16 protein-coding genes and 1 riboswitch are annotated in these 17,268 nt (G+C 61.1%); of the genes, 9 read left to right on the forward strand and 7 right to left on the reverse strand.

Going from position 1 to position 17,268, the window contains the following annotated elements; genetic code table 11:
• The first annotated feature begins 3 nt into the window (after positions 1-3).
• The 4 genes from BJ928_RS07770 to BJ928_RS07785 are packed head-to-tail and all read left to right on the forward strand — an operon-like array spanning position 4 to position 5,059.
• Positions 4-1,014: an efflux RND transporter periplasmic adaptor subunit gene (locus BJ928_RS07770; RefSeq protein WP_047635715.1), complete on the forward strand. Its 1,011-nt coding sequence runs from the start codon at positions 4-6 to the stop codon at positions 1,012-1,014.
• A 12-nt stretch (positions 1,015-1,026) separates the two neighbouring features.
• Entirely contained in the window at positions 1,027-2,787 is a 1,761-nt protein-coding gene (locus tag BJ928_RS07775; RefSeq protein ID WP_047635630.1) for an ATP-binding cassette domain-containing protein, read from the forward strand.
• Positions 2,784-3,935 (forward strand): ABC transporter permease, encoded by a 1,152-nt coding sequence (locus BJ928_RS07780; protein ID WP_052227920.1) that lies wholly within the window; start codon positions 2,784-2,786, stop codon positions 3,933-3,935. The genes BJ928_RS07775 and BJ928_RS07780 overlap by 4 nt, the downstream gene beginning before the upstream one ends.
• Positions 3,932-5,059: an ABC transporter permease gene (locus BJ928_RS07785; RefSeq protein ID WP_245432253.1), complete on the forward strand. Its 1,128-nt coding sequence runs from the start codon at positions 3,932-3,934 to the stop codon at positions 5,057-5,059. Before BJ928_RS07780 ends, BJ928_RS07785 begins: the two co-directional genes overlap by 4 nt.
• A 57-nt stretch (positions 5,060-5,116) precedes the next feature.
• Here BJ928_RS07785 and BJ928_RS07790 read toward each other — a convergent pair whose 3' ends face one another.
• Both BJ928_RS07790 and BJ928_RS07795 read right to left on the reverse strand, forming a co-directional pair.
• Positions 5,117-5,605: a RidA family protein gene (locus tag BJ928_RS07790; protein WP_047635631.1), complete on the reverse strand. Its 489-nt coding sequence runs from the start codon at positions 5,603-5,605 to the stop codon at positions 5,117-5,119.
• The gene (locus BJ928_RS07795; RefSeq protein ID WP_047635632.1) at positions 5,599-6,324 is read right to left on the reverse strand and encodes an SDR family oxidoreductase; all 726 of its coding nucleotides are present in this window, start codon (positions 6,322-6,324) and stop codon (positions 5,599-5,601) included. Before BJ928_RS07795 ends, BJ928_RS07790 begins: the two co-directional genes overlap by 7 nt.
• Positions 6,325-6,502: 178 nt before the next feature.
• Between BJ928_RS07795 and BJ928_RS07800 the strand changes: the two genes are divergently transcribed.
• The gene (locus tag BJ928_RS07800) at positions 6,503-7,405 is read left to right on the forward strand and encodes a LysR family transcriptional regulator (protein ID WP_047635634.1); all 903 of its coding nucleotides are present in this window, start codon (positions 6,503-6,505) and stop codon (positions 7,403-7,405) included.
• A 72-nt stretch (positions 7,406-7,477) separates the two neighbouring features.
• Here BJ928_RS07800 and BJ928_RS07805 read toward each other — a convergent pair whose 3' ends face one another.
• The 5 genes from BJ928_RS07805 to BJ928_RS07825 all read right to left on the reverse strand — a co-directional run bounded on the left by BJ928_RS07805 (position 7,478) and on the right by BJ928_RS07825 (position 12,675).
• Positions 7,478-8,257: a class I SAM-dependent methyltransferase gene (locus BJ928_RS07805; protein WP_047635636.1), complete on the reverse strand. Its 780-nt coding sequence runs from the start codon at positions 8,255-8,257 to the stop codon at positions 7,478-7,480.
• A gap of 4 nt (positions 8,258-8,261) precedes the next feature.
• Entirely contained in the window at positions 8,262-9,026 is a 765-nt protein-coding gene (locus BJ928_RS07810; protein WP_047635638.1) for an ABC transporter ATP-binding protein, read from the reverse strand.
• Positions 9,023-10,060 (reverse strand): iron chelate uptake ABC transporter family permease subunit, encoded by a 1,038-nt coding sequence (locus BJ928_RS07815; protein ID WP_047635640.1) that lies wholly within the window; start codon positions 10,058-10,060, stop codon positions 9,023-9,025. The genes BJ928_RS07810 and BJ928_RS07815 overlap by 4 nt, the downstream gene beginning before the upstream one ends.
• Before the next feature lie 3 nt (positions 10,061-10,063).
• Positions 10,064-11,080, reverse strand: a complete 1,017-nt coding sequence (locus BJ928_RS07820; protein WP_047635641.1) for an ABC transporter substrate-binding protein — start codon at positions 11,078-11,080, stop codon at positions 10,064-10,066.
• A 163-nt stretch (positions 11,081-11,243) separates the two neighbouring features.
• Positions 11,244-11,498: riboswitch (cobalamin riboswitch) on the reverse strand.
• Positions 11,499-11,580: 82 nt separating this feature from the next.
• Positions 11,581-12,675, reverse strand: a complete 1,095-nt coding sequence (locus BJ928_RS07825) for a diguanylate cyclase (protein ID WP_047635645.1) — start codon at positions 12,673-12,675, stop codon at positions 11,581-11,583.
• Positions 12,676-13,143: 468 nt separating this feature from the next.
• Between BJ928_RS07825 and BJ928_RS07835 the strand changes: the two genes are divergently transcribed.
• The 4 genes from BJ928_RS07835 (at position 13,144) to cyoA (ending at position 17,254) form a co-directional block, all read left to right on the forward strand.
• On the forward strand, positions 13,144-13,548 hold the full coding sequence (locus tag BJ928_RS07835; RefSeq protein ID WP_047635648.1) for a hypothetical protein: 405 nt from the start codon (positions 13,144-13,146) through the stop codon (positions 13,546-13,548).
• A 220-nt stretch (positions 13,549-13,768) separates the two neighbouring features.
• A complete protein-coding gene (locus BJ928_RS07840; RefSeq protein WP_047635650.1) occupies positions 13,769-15,142 on the forward strand; it encodes a PepSY domain-containing protein in 1,374 nt (457 codons plus the stop codon).
• Between the two features lie 62 nt (positions 15,143-15,204).
• Positions 15,205-16,131 carry a copper uptake system-associated protein gene (locus tag BJ928_RS07845; RefSeq protein WP_082011983.1) on the forward strand — a complete coding sequence of 309 codons (927 nt, stop codon included), beginning with the start codon at positions 15,205-15,207 and terminating at the stop codon, positions 16,129-16,131.
• Positions 16,132-16,207: 76 nt separating this feature from the next.
• On the forward strand, positions 16,208-17,254 hold the full coding sequence (gene cyoA / locus BJ928_RS07850; protein WP_281024122.1) for a ubiquinol oxidase subunit II: 1,047 nt from the start codon (positions 16,208-16,210) through the stop codon (positions 17,252-17,254).
• Positions 17,255-17,268 lie beyond the last annotated feature (14 nt).

Genomic DNA, 17,268 nt, shown 5'->3' on the forward strand with positions numbered 1-17,268 from the left:
AGCATGCAGCGCGTCATCGTCATATTGGTCCTCTTGATCGCCCTCGCCGGCGGCGCCTGGTGGTACTTCCATAGGGATAGCGGCAACAACGAGCTCGTTCTCTACGGAAATATCGACTTCAGGCAGCTCGCTCTCGCCTTCAACGGCAGCGAACGTGTCGCCGAAGTCCTTGTCGAAGAAGGCGCGCAAGTCAAGAAAGGGCAGATCCTCGCCAGGCTGGACACCAGCCGGCTCGTGCCTCAGGTCGCTCAAGCAGAGGCGCAGGCGGCCAGCCAGCGCGCCAATCTCGCCCGCCTCAGGAACGGCAGCCGCCCAGAGGAGATAGCCCAATCGCGCGCCAATCTGGAATCGGCCAGGGCGGAAGCCGTCAATGCCCGCGCGCAATTCGAGCGCCAGAATGCACTTGCTCCCAAAGCCGCCGTGAGCCAGCAGGCGCTGGATGAAGCCCGTTCGGCGGCGGCGGTCGCTGACGCCAAGGTCGTCGCGAACCAGAAGGCGCTCGATCTGCTCGTCGTCGGCTCCCGCATCGAGGATATTCAAGAGGCGGAAGCCCAACTGCATGCGGCGGAAGCCAATGTCGCGCTACTCCACCAGCAGCTTGCCGATGCCGAACTGAAGGCGCCCGCCGATGCGATCGTGCAATCGAGGCTGATCGAGCCCGGCGAAATGGCGTCCCCAACGCGCGCAGCCTTTTCGCTTGCGACGATCAGCCCGAAATGGGTGCGGGCCTATGTCTCGGAAACCCAGCTTGGGATGCTCCGCCCCGGCATGAAGGCGAATGTCACGGTGGATTCGCTGCCTGGGCGTACGATCCCCGGGTGGATCGGCTTCATCTCTTCGGTCGCAGAGTTCACGCCGAAGTCGGTGCAGACGGAGGAATTGCGCACCAGCCTCGTCTACGAAGTCCGCGTTTTCGTCGATGACCCCGACAACGCGCTTCGACTTGGCATGCCTGCAACCGTCAGACCGATTTCGGGCGACCAAACGAACGTCGCAACCAGGCAGCAGCAATAGAACGGGGATGCCATGAGCGACGGCGATCTTTCCGTCATAGCAAAGAATTTACGCAAGACGTTTCGGCGGGATACCGGCGAAACGGTGGAGGCGCTCGCCGATGTATCGCTCGACGTCCGCAGGGGAGCACTAACGGCGCTCGTCGGCCCAGATGGCGCGGGCAAGACAACATTGCTGCGGCTGGCATGCGGCCTCATTGTGCCGGATGGCGGCAACTTGCAGGTGATCGGCGTCGACATCGCCAAGGAACCGCAGCATGTTCAGGACCGGATAGGCTATATGCCGCAAAAATTCGGCCTCTACGAAGATCTGAGCGTTCAGGAAAACCTTGACCTCTACGCCGATCTGCATGGCGTCACGCAACCCCAGCGCGACGAAACCTATCCACGCCTCTTCGAGATGACGCAGCTTGGCCGCTTCAAGGAACGTCCGGCAGGCAAATTGTCTGGTGGTATGAAACAGAAGCTCGGCCTTGCCTGTACGCTGGTGCGGGCGCCGGAGCTGCTGCTCCTCGACGAGCCTACCGTCGGCGTCGACCCGCTGTCGCGGCGCGAGCTCTGGGAAATCGTCTTCAAGCTCGTCAAGGAGGACGGGCTCTCCGTGATCGTCGCAACCTCCTATCTCGATGAGGCCGAGCGTTGCGAACACGCCGTGCTCATGCATGCCGGAAAGATCCTCGATCAGGGTCCGCCGGCCGAAATCACGGCGAAGGCAAACGGTTGCTGCTTCATGGTCAGCACTCCCGATGGCATGCCTGCGCGATCCCTGCAGGCCCGCCTCTTCGCACAGCCCGGTATCGTCGATGCGGTGCCGGAAGCCGGGCGCGTGCGGATCGTGCGAAAGCCCGATCAGAACGGCAAGCCGCTGGAACTGGACGAGGCGAGGCTCGATATCGAAAGCGTCGCGCCGCGGTTCGAAGATGCCTTCATGATGCTGTTTGCCGCCGTCGTCGATGATGCCGAGCGCCAGATGCATGCCGGCCAGCCATCGGATCATCACAATGGCGATGAAACGGTCGTCCAGGTTCACGACCTCCTGCGCAAATTCGGGGATTTCACCGCCGTCGACCATGTCAGCTTCAGCGTCCGCAAGGGTGAGGTCTACGGCCTGCTCGGCCCGAACGGGGCCGGAAAAAGCACGACTTTCCGGATGCTGTGCGGCCTGCTTCCCGCAAGCGGCGGCACGTTGATGGTCGCAGGCGCCGACTTGCTGACGGCAGGTGCCAAGGCGCGAGAGCGGCTGGGTTACGTCGCACAGAAATTTTCGCTTTATGGCCAGCTGAGCGTGGACGAAAACCTGGAATTCTTCGCAAGCGCCTACGGTCTGCGCGGCAGACACCGGAAGGACAGGATCGCCGCGTTGAAGAGCCAGTTCGAGCTCGACCAGTTCTCAAGACTGCCAAGCGGCCAGTTGCCCGGCGGCTTCAAGCAGCGTCTGGCGCTCGCGGCCGCTCTGCTGCACGAACCGGATATCCTCTTCCTCGATGAAGCAACGAGCGGCGCCGATCCGCTGGCGCGACGGCAGTTCTGGGGGCGGATCACGGCTCTGTCGGAGCAGGGCGTGACTATCATCGTCACGACGCATTTCATGGAAGAAGCCGAATATTGCGACCGGATCATCATCCTCGATGCCGGCAGGAACCTGGCCGAGGGCACGCCGGTCGAGATCCGCGCCCATGCCGGCACGCATGGAGAGGCGGCAGCGACAATGGAGGAGGCCTTCATCGCCATCGTCGAGAAAGAGCGCCACAAGAAGATGGAGGCGGCGGCATGAATGGTTCCGTCGACAGGCCAGGCCAGGGATTTCGCGCAAGCTTGCGCCGCATCCGCGCGCTCATCCGCAAGGAAACCTGGCAGCTCCTGCGCGACCCGAGCAGTATCGCGATCGGCATCGTCATGCCGGTCGCGCTGCTGATCCTGTTCGGATACGGCATCAATCTCGACGTCAAGAACGTTCCCGTTGCGATTGTCATGGAAGAGAATTCCGCCGAAGCGCGGGGGTTGGCCTCGGCCTTTGAGCTCTCCAGTTACTTCTCGCCGAAGCCGGTCAAGACGATGGCCGAGGCAGAAAGGATGCTCCTGTCATCCAAGGCCAGGGCGATCCTGCGCATTCCCTCGGATTTCGCGCGCAAGGTCGCGCTGGGGAATGGCGAGGTACAGGTGGTCGTCAATGGCAGTGATGCCAATACGGCCCGCATCTCGCTTAGCTACGCCGAAGCGGCGGTCGGCGTCTGGGCCGCCAAGGAAGCATCCCGCGGAGCGGCACCTGCCGGCAGCAGCGTCACAATCGAATCGCGTCTCTGGTTCAACGAAGCCAATGACAGCAGCTATTTCCTCGTTCCCGGTCTCGTCGTCCTCGTCATGACGTTGATCGGCGCGCTTCTGACCGCCCTCGTAATGGCGCGCGAATGGGAGCGCGGCACCTTCGAGGCGCTCTTAGTGACGCCGGTGCGCTCGACAGAGATCCTGCTCGGCAAGACGGTTCCCTATTTTCTTCTCGGGCTTGCCGGGTTGGCGCTCTGCGTCGTCGGCAGCCGGTTGCTCTTCGGCGTGCCGCTTCGGGGATCGCTTTTGATCCTCACGGTCGTTTCCATGCTCTATCTTCTGGTCGCGCTCGGTCTTGGCCTTGCCATATCCTCGATCACCAAAAGCCAGTTCATCGCCAGCCAAGTGACCGTTCTCGTCACCTTCCTGCCGGCCATGATGCTCTCCGGCTTCATGTTCGACCCCAGGAGCATGCCCCTGGCGGTGCAGGTCATCACCTACATCTTCCCCGGCCGATATTTCGTCACCCTGCTGCAGACCCTGTTTCTCGCCGGCAATATCTGGAGCGTCATCCTGCCCAATGCCGCCGTCCTGGCCGGCATGGCGATCGCGCTTCTGGCGCTTGCAGTGCGCATGACCCGCAAGAGGATCGCATGACCATGCTGATCGCATCGCTTCTGCGCATCCTGACGCTGATCCGCAAGGAACTCCTCGTCATCCTGAAGGACCCGAGAAGCCGGGCAAGCCTCGTCGTCCCACCCATCCTGCAATGCCTGATCTTCGGCTACGCCGCGACCTACGACCTCAACACCGTTCCCTATGCGCTTGTCGACCAGGACAGGACGACCACATCGAGGAACCTCGTCGCGAAGCTCGAGGGATCGGGCATATTCGAAAGGGTGGCGACACTGGCGCAAACCGGCCAGGCCGTAAAGCTGCTCAATAACAAGGAGGCCGTGCTGATCATCGTCATCGAGCACGACTTTGAAAGGCAATTGGAATCGGGTGCCTCCGGCACGGTGCAGGTTATTGGCGACGGCCGTAATTCCAACACGAGCGGTATCGCGCAAGGCTATGCCAACACCATCATCGCAGACTTCACCGCCGGCTGGCTTGCCCAGAAGGGCTACCCCGGCAATGGCGTAGATGTCACGACCCGCGCCTGGTATAATCCGCAGCTGGAAACGCGGTGGAGCATGGTCCCTTCGCTCATCGGGACGATCACCATGCTGATGACGATGATGCTGACCGCCATGTCGGTCGCCCGCGAACGCGAGGAAGGAACCTTCGATCAGCTGCTTGTGGCGCCGTTCACGCCGACCGAGATCATGATCGGCAAGGCCGTCCCCTCGATGATCGTCGGCATCACCCAGGCATCGACCATCCTGCTGGTCGCCCTGTTCTGGTTCCGCATCCCCTTTGCGGGCTCATTCCTGACGCTCTACCTCGGGCTCAGCCTCTTCCTGGCCGCAGCCATCGGCTTCGGATTGTTCCTGTCATCCATCGCCGCCAACATGCAGCAGGCGATGATCCTCTGCTTCGTCTTCCTCATGCCGTTCATGCTGCTCTCCGGCTTGATGTCGCCGACCGACAACATGCCGGAGATCTTGCAGTATGCGACGATGATCAATCCGCTGAAATACGCAATCAACATCACTCGCGGCGTCTATCTCGAAGGCGCGGGGATCGATACCCTGCTTCCCGATATGCTGGCGCTCGTCGCGATTGCTGCGGCAACGATGCCGGTTGCCGCCTGGATGTTCCGCCACCGTTTGAACTAGACATGTCATCCGATGATCCGCCCCGATCCGAACCTTGTTCGACCGGGGCGAGACATCTCAATCTGCGACCTCAAGTACAAGCTCGATTTCAACCGGCAGACCGAGCGGGAGGCTGGCGACTCCAAGCACCACGCGGCCCGACAACAGTTCAGCGCCAAAGACCTTGAAGAGCAGTTCGGAGGCTCCGTCGGCGACCTTCGGGTGATCGCGGAAATCACCTTGTGTCGCGATATAGACACCGAGCTTGGCAACCGCGGTTACCTTGTCGAGCGAGCCGAGATGCTCCTTGATCGCCGACAATGCGCTGAGAGTTGCAAGCTCGGCAGCCTTGTATCCATCATCGACGGATAGTTCCGCGCCAAGGCGGCCGACATATTGCGGCTTGCGGTCGATAACCGGCAGCATGCCGCTCAGGAACAGGAGCTTTCCGATCCGTACCCCTTCCACGTAAGCTCCAAATGGTGTCGGAGGCGGCGGAAGCACGTAACCAAGATCCCTTAGCCGCTGTTCTGCGCCAGCGGCAGGCGCTGTAGCAGCGCTCACCATTTTCCGAAATGCGCGCCGCCGTCGACGTTGAGCACCTCCCCGGTTATGCGCGGAGCTTCGGTCAGGAACAGGACGGCGTCGGCGATTTCCTGCGGCGCGGAAATGCCGGGCATTGGCGACAGGGTATTCAGGAAGTCCCTGGGATTGTCCTTGTGCAGCGGCGTATCGACCACACCGGGGGCGACGGTGTTCACACGGATGCCATCCTTTGCATATTCAAGGGCAATGTTTTTCGACATCGCCTCGATGCCGCCCTTGGTGGCCATGGCGACGGAGGCATTGAGGCCGGCAATCGGATGGTTGACCAACGGCGTCGTGATGCTGACGATGCTGCCCCCGGACTTCTGCTTCAGCATCTGGCGCACGGCAAGCTGCGTCAGATGGATGAAGCCCTCCAGATTCGTGGAGGCGAGCCGGCGGTAATCCTCAAGCGTATAGTCGAGGAACGGCTTGGCAACGAAGATGCCGGCATTGTTGACAAGCGCATCGATCCTGCCGAAACCGGCGAGCGCGGCGTCGACAACCCTTTGCGCCGTTGCGGGGTCAGCGATGTCGCCATCGACACGAACCAGCTTTTCGGACGACTTGATCTCGCTGGTCTGCGTCACGCGCCGCGAGGTCGCAACCACGTTGTAGCCGCGATCGAGGAAGCTATTGGCAATTGTCGCGCCGATGCCTTGAGAGGCACCCGTTATGATAACAGTTCTTCCCGTCTGCATTGTCATTCTCCTTTGCACGAAGCAGCCCCATCGCCGCGCGCCCGTCTGAAAGACTGGCGTGATCGAGAGGGGATGAGGCGGTTGGCTTGCTCTCGTGAAAGGAATATGCCCATTCGGGCTTTATGCGATTAGATGGAAATATATGGAATCAATTTTCCATCTATGCAAAAGTTGCAAGATGACAGATCTGAATGATATCGCGATTTTTGTGAAGGTGGCGCAGTTCGAGAGCTTCAGCCGGGCGGCCCATGCCTTGGGAATGCCGGTCTCGACGGTCAGCCGCAGGGTCACGGCCCTGGAGGAGCAATTGGGCGTTACGCTGCTGCAGCGCACGACCCGAAAATTGAACCTGACGGCGCAGGGGCGCGCCTATTTCAACCAATGCAGCGAGCCGCTCGACCGTCTCCATGACGCCGAACACATTCTTACTCACTCACAAAGGGCGCCGGAGGGGCTGCTCAGGATTTCAGCGCCGGTAGTCCTCGGACAACAGCCCTTCTACGACTTCGTATCGGCATTCCTGAGAAGCTACCCACGCATTCAGGTCGATCTCTTCATCACCAATACGTTCCTCGACCTGATTGCCGAGAATGTCGATGTCGCCATCCGCTTCGGAGAACTGCAGGATTCGTCGATTATCGCCCAGCGCATCGGCAAGAGCGTCCGTTATCTCGTTGCAACGCCGGACTACCTGCAAGGCCGTTCAGCGCCCGCAAGGCCGGAAGATCTGAGCGAGCATGACTGTATTCTGCTCAACGGCCGCAACAACGAGGCGGAATGGCATCTCGTCAGCGCCAGCAAGTCGGCGAAAATCGCTGTTTCCGGGCCGATTTCGAGCCGTGACTTCCAATCCGTCAGTGCTTTCACCTATCAGGGCCACGGCATCGGCCTTCTGCCATCGAACTATTGCGACGAGCGCATCGAGCGCGGCGAGCTTGTCCGTCTCCTGCCGGAATGGTCTTCGCCTGAGATCTTCGTCCATGCCGTCTACCAGACCCGCCGCTTCTTGCCGTCGAAACTGCAGGCTTTTCTGGACGCCTTGCGGGCCTGGAAGTCGCCGCTCTGGATACCGCTGCGTTGACAACCACGCAGCACATAAGAGACCGGTGACGCAGCCGTTGACCGGTGGATTGGCAACCCCTGGGGAGTTTGACTAGAGTGCCGGGCGTCGGCAGACAACTATGAACCGGCGATAGACGAAGGTTCGCAGCCTGTTTCTCAAATTTGCGTTCTTCCGCTGCGCCCTGGCGATGGGCGCGTGCGACTGCAATTGAATATCCGCAAAGCCGGCATCTGCAAGAAGCGGGATCAGCGTATCCGAGCGTAGCCCGCCGCCGAAAGGCAATGCTTCCATGATACGGGCATGGCGGCTGCTGAGCGCGCCATCATAGTTCTTGTCGGCGCCGATCAGGCGGTCGATCAAGCGTATCAGCAGCGTTGCAACCCTGCCGCCTGGCTTCGGCGCAGCCCAATCGCCATCGAAGATCACGAGGCGCCCACCGGGCTTCAGCAAGCGACGCCATTCCTTCAGGGCTTCCTCCGGTCGTGTCAGCGTCCAGACCAGATGCCGGCAGACGATCGCATCATAGGCTTCGTCCGGTTCCATGGTCTGTTCGGCATCCGCCAGCAGAAAGCGCAAACGCGGCTTGCCCGCATGCTTCCGGCGCGCGACGGCAAGCATTGCCTCGGAAAAATCGAGTGCCGTCACGTCATGACCGAGATCATGGATCAGGCGGGTGACTTCTCCTGTGCCGCAAGCAAGTTCCAGCACGCGCTTCGGCTGGGGACCGAGCGCCGCGCGGATCGGCTCCTGCCAGGCATCGGCCTCGGGGCCAGGCGCGATTTTATGCCCGAAGGCAAGATCGAAGGTTTCAGAGCGCTTCGACCAATAGTCCCTGATCTCCTCCTTGAGATCGAAATTGGCGCCGTCCATGCAATCAACCTGCCATGTATTGAATGTTGCAGCGGCCGTGGACCGAAGATTTCTGCACATGCGCACGCACGCCGAAAACCCGTTCGATCAATTCCTGCGTCAGCACGTCTTCCGGCGGGCCGGCCGCGACCACCTCGCCCTTCTGCAGCACGGCGAGACTGTCACAAAACATCGCCGCAAGATTGAGATCGTGCAGCGCGACGATCGATGTAACGTCAAGCCTGGAGACCAGGCCAAGAATGTCGAGCTGATGCTGGATATCGAGATGGTTCGTCGGCTCGTCGAGCAGAAGCTCGCTCGGTGTCTGGGCAAGCGCCCTTGCAATATGGACCCGCTGCCGCTCTCCACCGGAGAGGGTTTGCCATAATTGCCCAGCGCGGCTCTGCATGCCGACGCGAACAAGCGCATCCGAAACCGCCGCATCGTCTTGAGCGCTCCAGGCCGACAGGGGGCCGCGATGCGGCGTGCGACCGAGGCGCACCACGTCCATCACGGTCACTTGCGTATCGGTTGTCGCCTGCTGTTCAACGAGCGCGATGCGGCGGGCAATATCGCCGCGCGAAATCGAGGCGATATCGCTGCCGCCAAGCCGGATGACGCCGCTCTTGACCTTGCGCAGCCGGCATATCAGCCGCAGCAGACTGGATTTTCCAGAACCGTTCGGCCCGAGAAGGCCGAGGACTTTGCCCTTTTCGACCGTCAGGCTGACGCCGTTGACGATCAGACTATCGCCGGCCGCAAACGTCACCGTGTCAACCGCGATGCTCATGCCGTCCTCCGGGCGCGATAGAGAATAAGGGCGAAGGCCGGAGCTCCGAAGAGGGCGGTGACGACGCCGATCGGCAGGATCTGCTGGGGAATGATGATGCGCGAGATGATATCGGCAGCAACCATGAAAATGGCGCCGGCCAGCGCCGCCGCCGGCAGCAGCCGATCATGGCTTGGTCCAACCACAAAACGCGCTGCATGTGGAATGACGAGCCCGACGAAGCCAATCGAGCCGACGATGCTGACGACCGCCGCGGTCATCAAGGCCGTCACGCCAAGCAGGACGATCTGCGCTCGCCGGACCGCAATCCCGAGCGAGGCCGCCGCATCCGTGCCGAAGATGAAGGCATCGAGTACCCGGACATGCGCCATGCAAACGGCAAAGCCGATGATGGCGACAGGTCCGGAAAGATAGACGTCCGGCCAGCGCACGCCGCTCATGGAGCCGAGCAGCCAGAACATGACGCCCCTCGCCTGCTCGGCATTGGCCGAGGTGGTGACGATATAGGAGGTGAGCGCATTGAAAAGCTGCGAGCCGGCGACGCCGCAGAGAATGATGCGCTCGCTCGTGCCGCCGACGCCGGCGGCAAGCAGACCGACAAACAGGAAGGCCGCGACCGCGCCGAGAAAAGCGCCGCCGGAGAGGCCCAGAATGCCGTAACCGAGCCCGAGGATCATGATGCAGACCGCGCCGGTGGAAGCGCCGGCGGAAATGCCGAGCACATAGGGCTCGGCAAGCGGATTGCGCAGCAGGGCCTGCAAAACCACGCCGCACAGCGCCAGCGACGCACCGGCGCTCGCCGCGACAAGCGCGCGGCTCAACCGATAATCCCAGACGATCCCCTGATGGATCCGGCTGAGTTCGAAGCCCGTGCCGAACAAGCGGTTCGACACGGCCTTCGCAGTGGTCGACAGCGGAATCGAGATCTCGCCGATCGACACGGCGAGACTGATCATGAAAGCGAGGAGGACGACCGCAGCCATGGCGAGCGCCCAAAGCGCCCACCATGGCCGACGTTCTGCAACGAGGCTCATATTTTACTGTGCCAGACCGAAGGACTTGATGCCCTTGGCCAGGATTTCGATACCGTCGATCGTCCGGATGGTCGGGTTCATCGACTGCGCATCCATCATGACGAAATGCTTGTTCTTGACGGCATCGAGCTGGCTGGTGACGGGATCTTTCTCAAGGAAGTCGACCTTGACCTTCGGGTCGTCGGCCGCGTAGCGGCGGCGATCCATGGTGGCGATGACGATCACGGCTGGATTGGCCTGTGCGATCGTCTCCCACCCTACCAGCGGCCATTCCTCTTCGGTCGTGACGACATTGCGAGCGCCGATCGTCTTCAGAATATAAGCCGGGGCGCTGTTCTTGCCGGCGATATAGGCATCGCCGCTGACTTCCTTGCTGGAGAACCAGAACACGATCGGCAGATCCTTCGCCTTGGCTCCGGCAATCGAGGCAACAGCATCCGCCTCGCGCTTCTTCAGGTCCGCGATCAAGGCATCGCCGCGATCCTTAACGTCGAAGATCTGAGCGAGTTCATCGATCTCCTGGTAGACCAGACCCATCGTGAACAGCTCCTTGCGCACGCCATCGCCGCCATCGGTATTGACCTTGGCGACGCAATCCGTTGGGGCGACGTAGGTATTGATTCCGAGCTCGGAAAACTGCTGGCGCTTGCCCACGGAGCCCTGTGTGCCGACATGCCATTCGAATTCGGCAGCCACGAGATCCGGCTCCTTGCCGACCACGGATTCGAAGCTCGGATCGTTGTCGGCAAGCCGGGGGATCTTGGCATTGGCTTCGGCATATTGCGGCAGAACCGGGCCGACCCACACGGCCGTTCCCGCAATCTTGTCGGCAAGGCCGAGCGAAAAGAGGATTTCGGTCATACCCTGGCCGATCGAAACGATCTTGGCCGGCGCTTTCTGGAAGGTGACCTTCTCGCCGCAATTATTGATCGTGAGGGGATATTGGGTCGCGGCGAAGCCGGACGCGGCAAACCCGGTCAGCCCGAGTGCAAATGTAATGGTCGTCAAAAAATGGCGCATGAAAGATCTCGATAGGACAAGGAAACTGGGCGGTGTCAGCACAATCGCGCTCAGGCAGGTCGCCGCCGGTTGCGAAGATCCCAATCAAGGCCGAAAAAGCTCGGATAATGTCGAAGGCGCAGGTCAATCATTCTCTGTCCTTTCCGAGCATCCCCGCCCGGCTGATTGGATCGTGATCGACGGCAGGTCTCCTGGCTCGCGGATATCTGACGATCATCTGCCTTCCCGCAAGCTTGGCTGCAGTGGCATGGCTCAAAGCCTCTGGAGCGAGCCGGAAAAGGTCACCCCGGGATGATCGGCAATCCGCTTACAGTTGCGGGGGCAGCCACGGTCTAGGTCCCTCTTGGGTCGCCCTCACCGTGTTCCCTATTAATCCCCGCGGAGTCTTCCTTGGGGAACCGTCGCGTCCAGTTATTCCGGACGGACCCTTCCCGTCAAGAACGCATGGATAGTAAAGAGGAAGGGGCACATCATGCTCATTGCCAACGGCCCCAGCAATGCTAAGCCGCCTCGGCCTGCTCCACACGATTTCTTCCGCCCGCCTTCGCCCGGTAAAGCGCCTTGTCGGCGGCTTCGAGCACATGCTTGAAATCCGTGGTCGGCTCGAGCGAGCAAGCAATGCCGATGCTGACGGTGACATGGACGGCGTCCTGATCGAACATCAGCATCGTCGTCTCGATATCGCTGCGAATTTTCTCCGCAACGGCGGCGGCCGCCCTCATGTCGGTGTTCGGCAACAGGACGACGATCTCTTCGCCGCCATAGCGGGCCGCGATATCGGTTTTGCGCACGGTTTGCCGGATGACATCCGCCACCCGCGCCAGAACGGTGTCGCCGAAGGAATGGCCCCAATTGTCGTTGATTTTCTTGAAGTGATCGATATCGAGCATGATGATCGAGAAGGGAATGCGCCGCACACCGGCTTCCTTGCTGCATCGATCGCCTTCGCGCTGCAGCACCCGGCGGTTGGGAAGCCTCGTCAGCGGATCGAGGGTGGCTTCATTCTCCAGCGCGCGCTGGATGCCGATGCGATATTGCTCCCGCTGCAGCAGATCCGACAGCAGCATGACGCCAAGAATATTGACGATCGTCACCGGGAGCGCGGCCGAAAGGAGAAGCGCGCGCGCAACCACCCACGGCAGAAAGAGGAGAACCACGAGCGACGTGCAGGTCGCCAGGCCGAACAGGGCCGATCGTTTCCATCCCGTGCCGGTCCATTGCCGCGGCAACAGGCTGAGCGCATAGCCGGCGGCCGCGACGATCGCGATACCGGCAACACCGCCCATGGCGCCCATCCCGCCGACCATGAAGCGAAACAGGGCCATCATCGCGGCGGCCACGATCGTTCCCAGCAGGCCGCCGTAGATCGGTATGAGGACAAGCAGGATCGAGCGGCCATCCTGAATGACGCCTGGCATCCACTGTATGGGATCGCCCATCGACAGGATACCGACCAGCCCGAACAACAGCCCGACGGCAGCCGATTTCAAAGCGCCGCGCTCGACGATGCGGATCACCCAGGAATAGGCATAGACAATGATCGCCACCTGGCCGAGGACGCGAATGAGCGAGACCAAATGTGTTTCAATTTCCATTGCTATTCCCAGTCCTCGCGACTAGCCGTAACGAATGACCGGTATCGGCATAGTCGAAGTCGATGCCGGATACCATGCGATCTCCGTAAAATGGTTTACCAAGCCTCTCGCTGATTGGCGGCCTGGCGATGGTGTTCGGACGGGAATTGTGGGCGGAGGTCATCGTCGCAATCGAACTTCTGAAGCAATGCGTCTCAATATGGCTGTCTCCGGATTCTGTCATGCGAGCCAGGCGATATCGGGCGCGGCCGATAGATCCGAATGGTCAACGCTATCTGGCGCCGCGCGCCTGGCGATCAAGAGCTGCCGGTCAATTTGGCATTCCGCTGGGCGTTTCGACGCTGTCGGTGCTGCGCTGTCATCGATGTCCGCAAACTTTGCGGCGGCACGAATTGACGCATTGCGCTTGTAATGAGCCTGTCCTATGACTGCAACCTTATCCGCGGGATGCGGGTGGTGGGGACAAGAATGCGGAAGACAATTTCGCGTACATGGCAGTGGAGTGCGCGCATCGTCTGCGCCATGGCGCTGTTGCTTGTCGGCTTTGCCCATCAGCCGGTCGTCGCCACGGCGGATGAGATATCTCCCATAGAACTTGCGCAATACAGGCTGCCGGACGGGTCCCTGCCCATTCTCTGCATCACCTACAAGGACGCGGACGGCAAGGTGCATGGAAAAGCCTATGCGCCCGGGTGCGAAGCCTGCCGGATCGCTTCCGCCGCGGTTCTGCCCATACCTCCGACCGAGATTTGCGAACGCCTCGCCTCTCAGCGCGGAGAGACCGTCGTTGCAAGATCGGAAGCCTTCCATCGGCAGCTTTATCCACCGAACACCGGCCCAAGGGCGCCACCCATCCTCGACATCGTTGGCTGAACCGGCGTTGCGGCTTTTGTCGTGACGCCCGCCGTCAACGGCTGCCGTCATGCGCGACCTTCAAGTCGTGAAATCCGAGGATTGGTGTTTTCCGCAAAACTTCGCCGAACGAGCCGCTGCGGCCGCTCACGCGAAGCAGGCGCATTTCAAACGGCGAACAATCGCCGCCCCTCCCCGGATCGATCGCTTGCGGCAGCCCGCCGATCTTCGGAGGATTTTCATGTCTGCCTTTACCGCTGCTGAACCTGCTGTCGCAGCTACCCATAATATCTCACTCTATCGTGCAATCTGGCGCTGGCATTTTTTCGCCGGTCTTCTCGTCATTCCCTTCATGCTCAATTTGGCAATCACCGGGTCTTTGTATCTCTTCAAGGATCAGATTGCCGACACCTTCTATTCGCATCGCTATCTCGTTGCCGAGACTGGCACGATGCGGCAGCCGCAGCAGATCGTCGATGCCGCACTCGCAGCCTTTCCCGGCGCCCGCGCAACCTCCTATCATGAGGCATCGGCGCCAGACCGCTCGGCCTGGGTCACGGTCTCCAGGGACGGCCAATCGACCATCGTCTACGTCAATCCCTATGACGGCAGCATCCTGGGCTCGGTCGGCTCGAAGCAGGAGTTCGGCTGGGTCGTCAAGCGTATCCACAGCCTCGAATATTTCGGCGAATGGACCAACCGTCTCATCGAGATCGCGGCAGGCTTCGCCCTCGTCCTGGTGGTGACCGGTATCTATCTCTGGTGGCCGCGCCAGCAGGCCGGAGGCGTGCTCACGGTTCGCGGCAATCCATCACGGCGCGTCTTCTGGCGCGATCTGCATGCCGTGACCGGCGCCCTCGCAGGCGTCCTCATCTTTTTCCTGGCCTTCAGCGGCATGCCCTGGTCCGGCTACTGGGGCGCCAATGTCAATACCTGGTTGACCGCCCACAATTTCGGAACGCCGGCCGCACTCTGGGATGATGTGCCGAAATCGACGAAGGTCACGCAGGATGTCGTCGGCCGCGCCGGCTGGGTGGTCGAGAATGCGCCCGTTCCGCTCTCCGATATCGCCGCGGCGCAATCGGCAAAGCCGATCGGCCTGAACAGGGCCGTCCACATCATGCACGGTCTGGGCATGGTGGCCGGTTCAGACCTTGCCATCCCGACAGATGAAACCGGCGTCTATACCGCAAGTCACTATTTCGGCGATCTCGGCGAGGAGCGAACTGTCCATATCGACCAATATTCCGGCAAGCCACTCGTCGATATTTCCTACGACCAGTATCCGGCGCTCGGCAAGGCGATCGAATGGGGCATCAACGTCCATCAGGGACAGGAATGGGGCCTCTTCAACCAACTCCTGATGCTTGCGGCATGTCTTGCCATCATCCTTTGCTGCGTCACGGCCGCGACCATGTGGTGGAAGCGCCGGCCATCCGGCCGCCTTGGTGTGCCGCCGATGCCGCCGCAGAAAACGGTCTATGTCGGCCTGTGGCTCATCGCCATCATCTTCGGTGTCGCCTTTCCGCTCACGGGAGCCGCGATCGTCGCAATGCTGCTCCTCGACCAGTTCGTGGTTCGCTTCGTGCCGCCACTTCGACGTTTCTTTTCGTGACGAGACCAGGCGGAGCCGACGGCTTCGCCGCACCCTCCTCTTCCGGATCAAGGATATCGACCATGCTGAAACGTATTTTTGCTCTCGCCGCCTTCGGGCTGGCCCTCTTTTCTTCTTCCCTCGCTTTTGCCGACGACGTCAAAATCGGCAATCTCACCATCTCCGCGCCCTATGTTCGCGCCATGGTGCCCGGAGCTCCGGTCGGCGGCGGCTACCTGACCATCACCAACAAGGGCGACACCGACGACCGGCTGGTCGCTGCAAGCTCGTCGCGCGCCGCAACGGTCCAGATTCACGAGATGAAGATGGACAAAGACGTCATGATCATGCGCGAGCTTCCCGACGGCCTGCCCATCCCGGCGGGCAAAACGGTCGAGCTCAAACCCGGCGGCTACCATGTGATGTTCATGAAGGTCGCCGAGCCCTTCCTTCAGGGCCAGACCATCCGCACGACCCTGACATTCGAAAAGGCCGGTTCGGTCGATATCGATTTCCCCGTCGGATCCCTGGCGGCAAGCAAGCCAGACGAAGACGCAAAATCCGGTGACGACATCTCGGGCATGAAGGGCATGGACATGGGTGAGGCACACGTATCCGGAGATCCGCAACGCGATATCCCCGCGACGATGAAAGCATTGTTCGAGACGCCGGAAAAGCCGCTGGCCATTCAGCCGGTGGTCTCGCATGGCGACTGGGCGGTGGCCGGATGGGTGCAGGATGGCCGCGGCGGCCGGGCGCTGTTGAAGAAGGGCCTCGACGGATGGGCCGTGCATCTTTGCAGCGGCGACAGCCTGAAGAACGCCGACGCCCTGGAGAAGATCGGCCTATCGCGCGATGACGCACAGGCCATCGCCACCGATCTTGCCACCGCTGAGGCCAAGCTCGACGCCAAGACCCTGGCTCTGTTTTCGAGCTTCGAGGGCACGGTGATGATGGATCAGGCTGAGGCTGCCCATGCGGGAGGCGACCATGCCGGCCATAACAAATAGTCCCTTCAAGCACGACCGCAGTCCTTCCTTGCGCGGCTTGCCTGCGCGCTTGAAATCAGTCGTTGCTCTCAGTGCGATTTTGCCTCTGTCAGGTTGCAACATGGTCGTGCTTGCGCCCTCCGGCGACATTGCCATGCAGCAACGCAATCTCATCCTCATCTCCACGGTCCTGATGCTGCTGATCATCGTGCCGGTTATTGCGCTGACGCTCTTCTTTGCCTGGAAGTACCGACAGTCGAACACAAGCGCGACCTACGATCCGGAGTGGCATCATTCGACGAAGCTCGAGCTGGTCATCTGGTCGGCTCCCCTTGCCATCATTATCGCATTGGGATCGGTGACCTGGATCGCCACCCATCAACTGGATCCCTATCGGCCGCTCGACCGCATCGCGGCCGGCAAGCCGCTGCCGCCCAACGTCAAACCGGTGACCGTCGAAGTCGTCGCGCTCGACTGGAAATGGCTGTTTCTCTATCCGGATCTGGGGATAGCAACCGTCAATGAGCTGGCTGCGCCCGTCGACACGCCGATCAATTTCAAGATTACGGCGACATCCGTCATGAATTCGTTCTTCGTCCCGGCACTTGCCGGGCAAATCTATGCCATGCCCGGCATGGAGACGAAGCTGCATGCGGTTATCAACCGGCCCGGCGAATATCAGGGCTTTTCGGCCAATTACAGCGGCGCCGGCTTCTCGAATATGCGCTTCCGCTTTCACGGCCTTACCCCGGCGGACTTCGATGCCTGGGTGCAGAAGGCGCGCGCCCAAGGTAGTTCCTTCGGTCGCTCCGAATATCTGAAGCTCGAACAGCCGAGCGAGAAGGAGCCGGTTCGGTACTTTTCGCATCTCGATCCGCAGCTCTACGACGCCATTCTCAACATGTGCGTCGACCAGTCGAAGATGTGCGTGAACGAGATGATGCGCATCGACGCAAATGGCGGCGGCGGCATGGAAGGGATCAACAACGTTATCCGCCTGGCAAACAAGAGCGACCCTTGGAACAAAACGCCGGTTCGGCCCACCAAGCCTTTCGTTGCCGCACTCTGCACGCCGATGGGGACCGGACCGGGCGGCAGCGTCGAGACCGGTGCGGCGCCTCTCGCCAAGACCCGGATCGACTAGCCCGGCCGCGACCA

The organism is Rhizobium sp. WW_1 (genome assembly GCF_003610155.1).
Taxonomy (GTDB): domain Bacteria; phylum Pseudomonadota; class Alphaproteobacteria; order Rhizobiales; family Rhizobiaceae; genus Rhizobium; species Rhizobium tropici_A.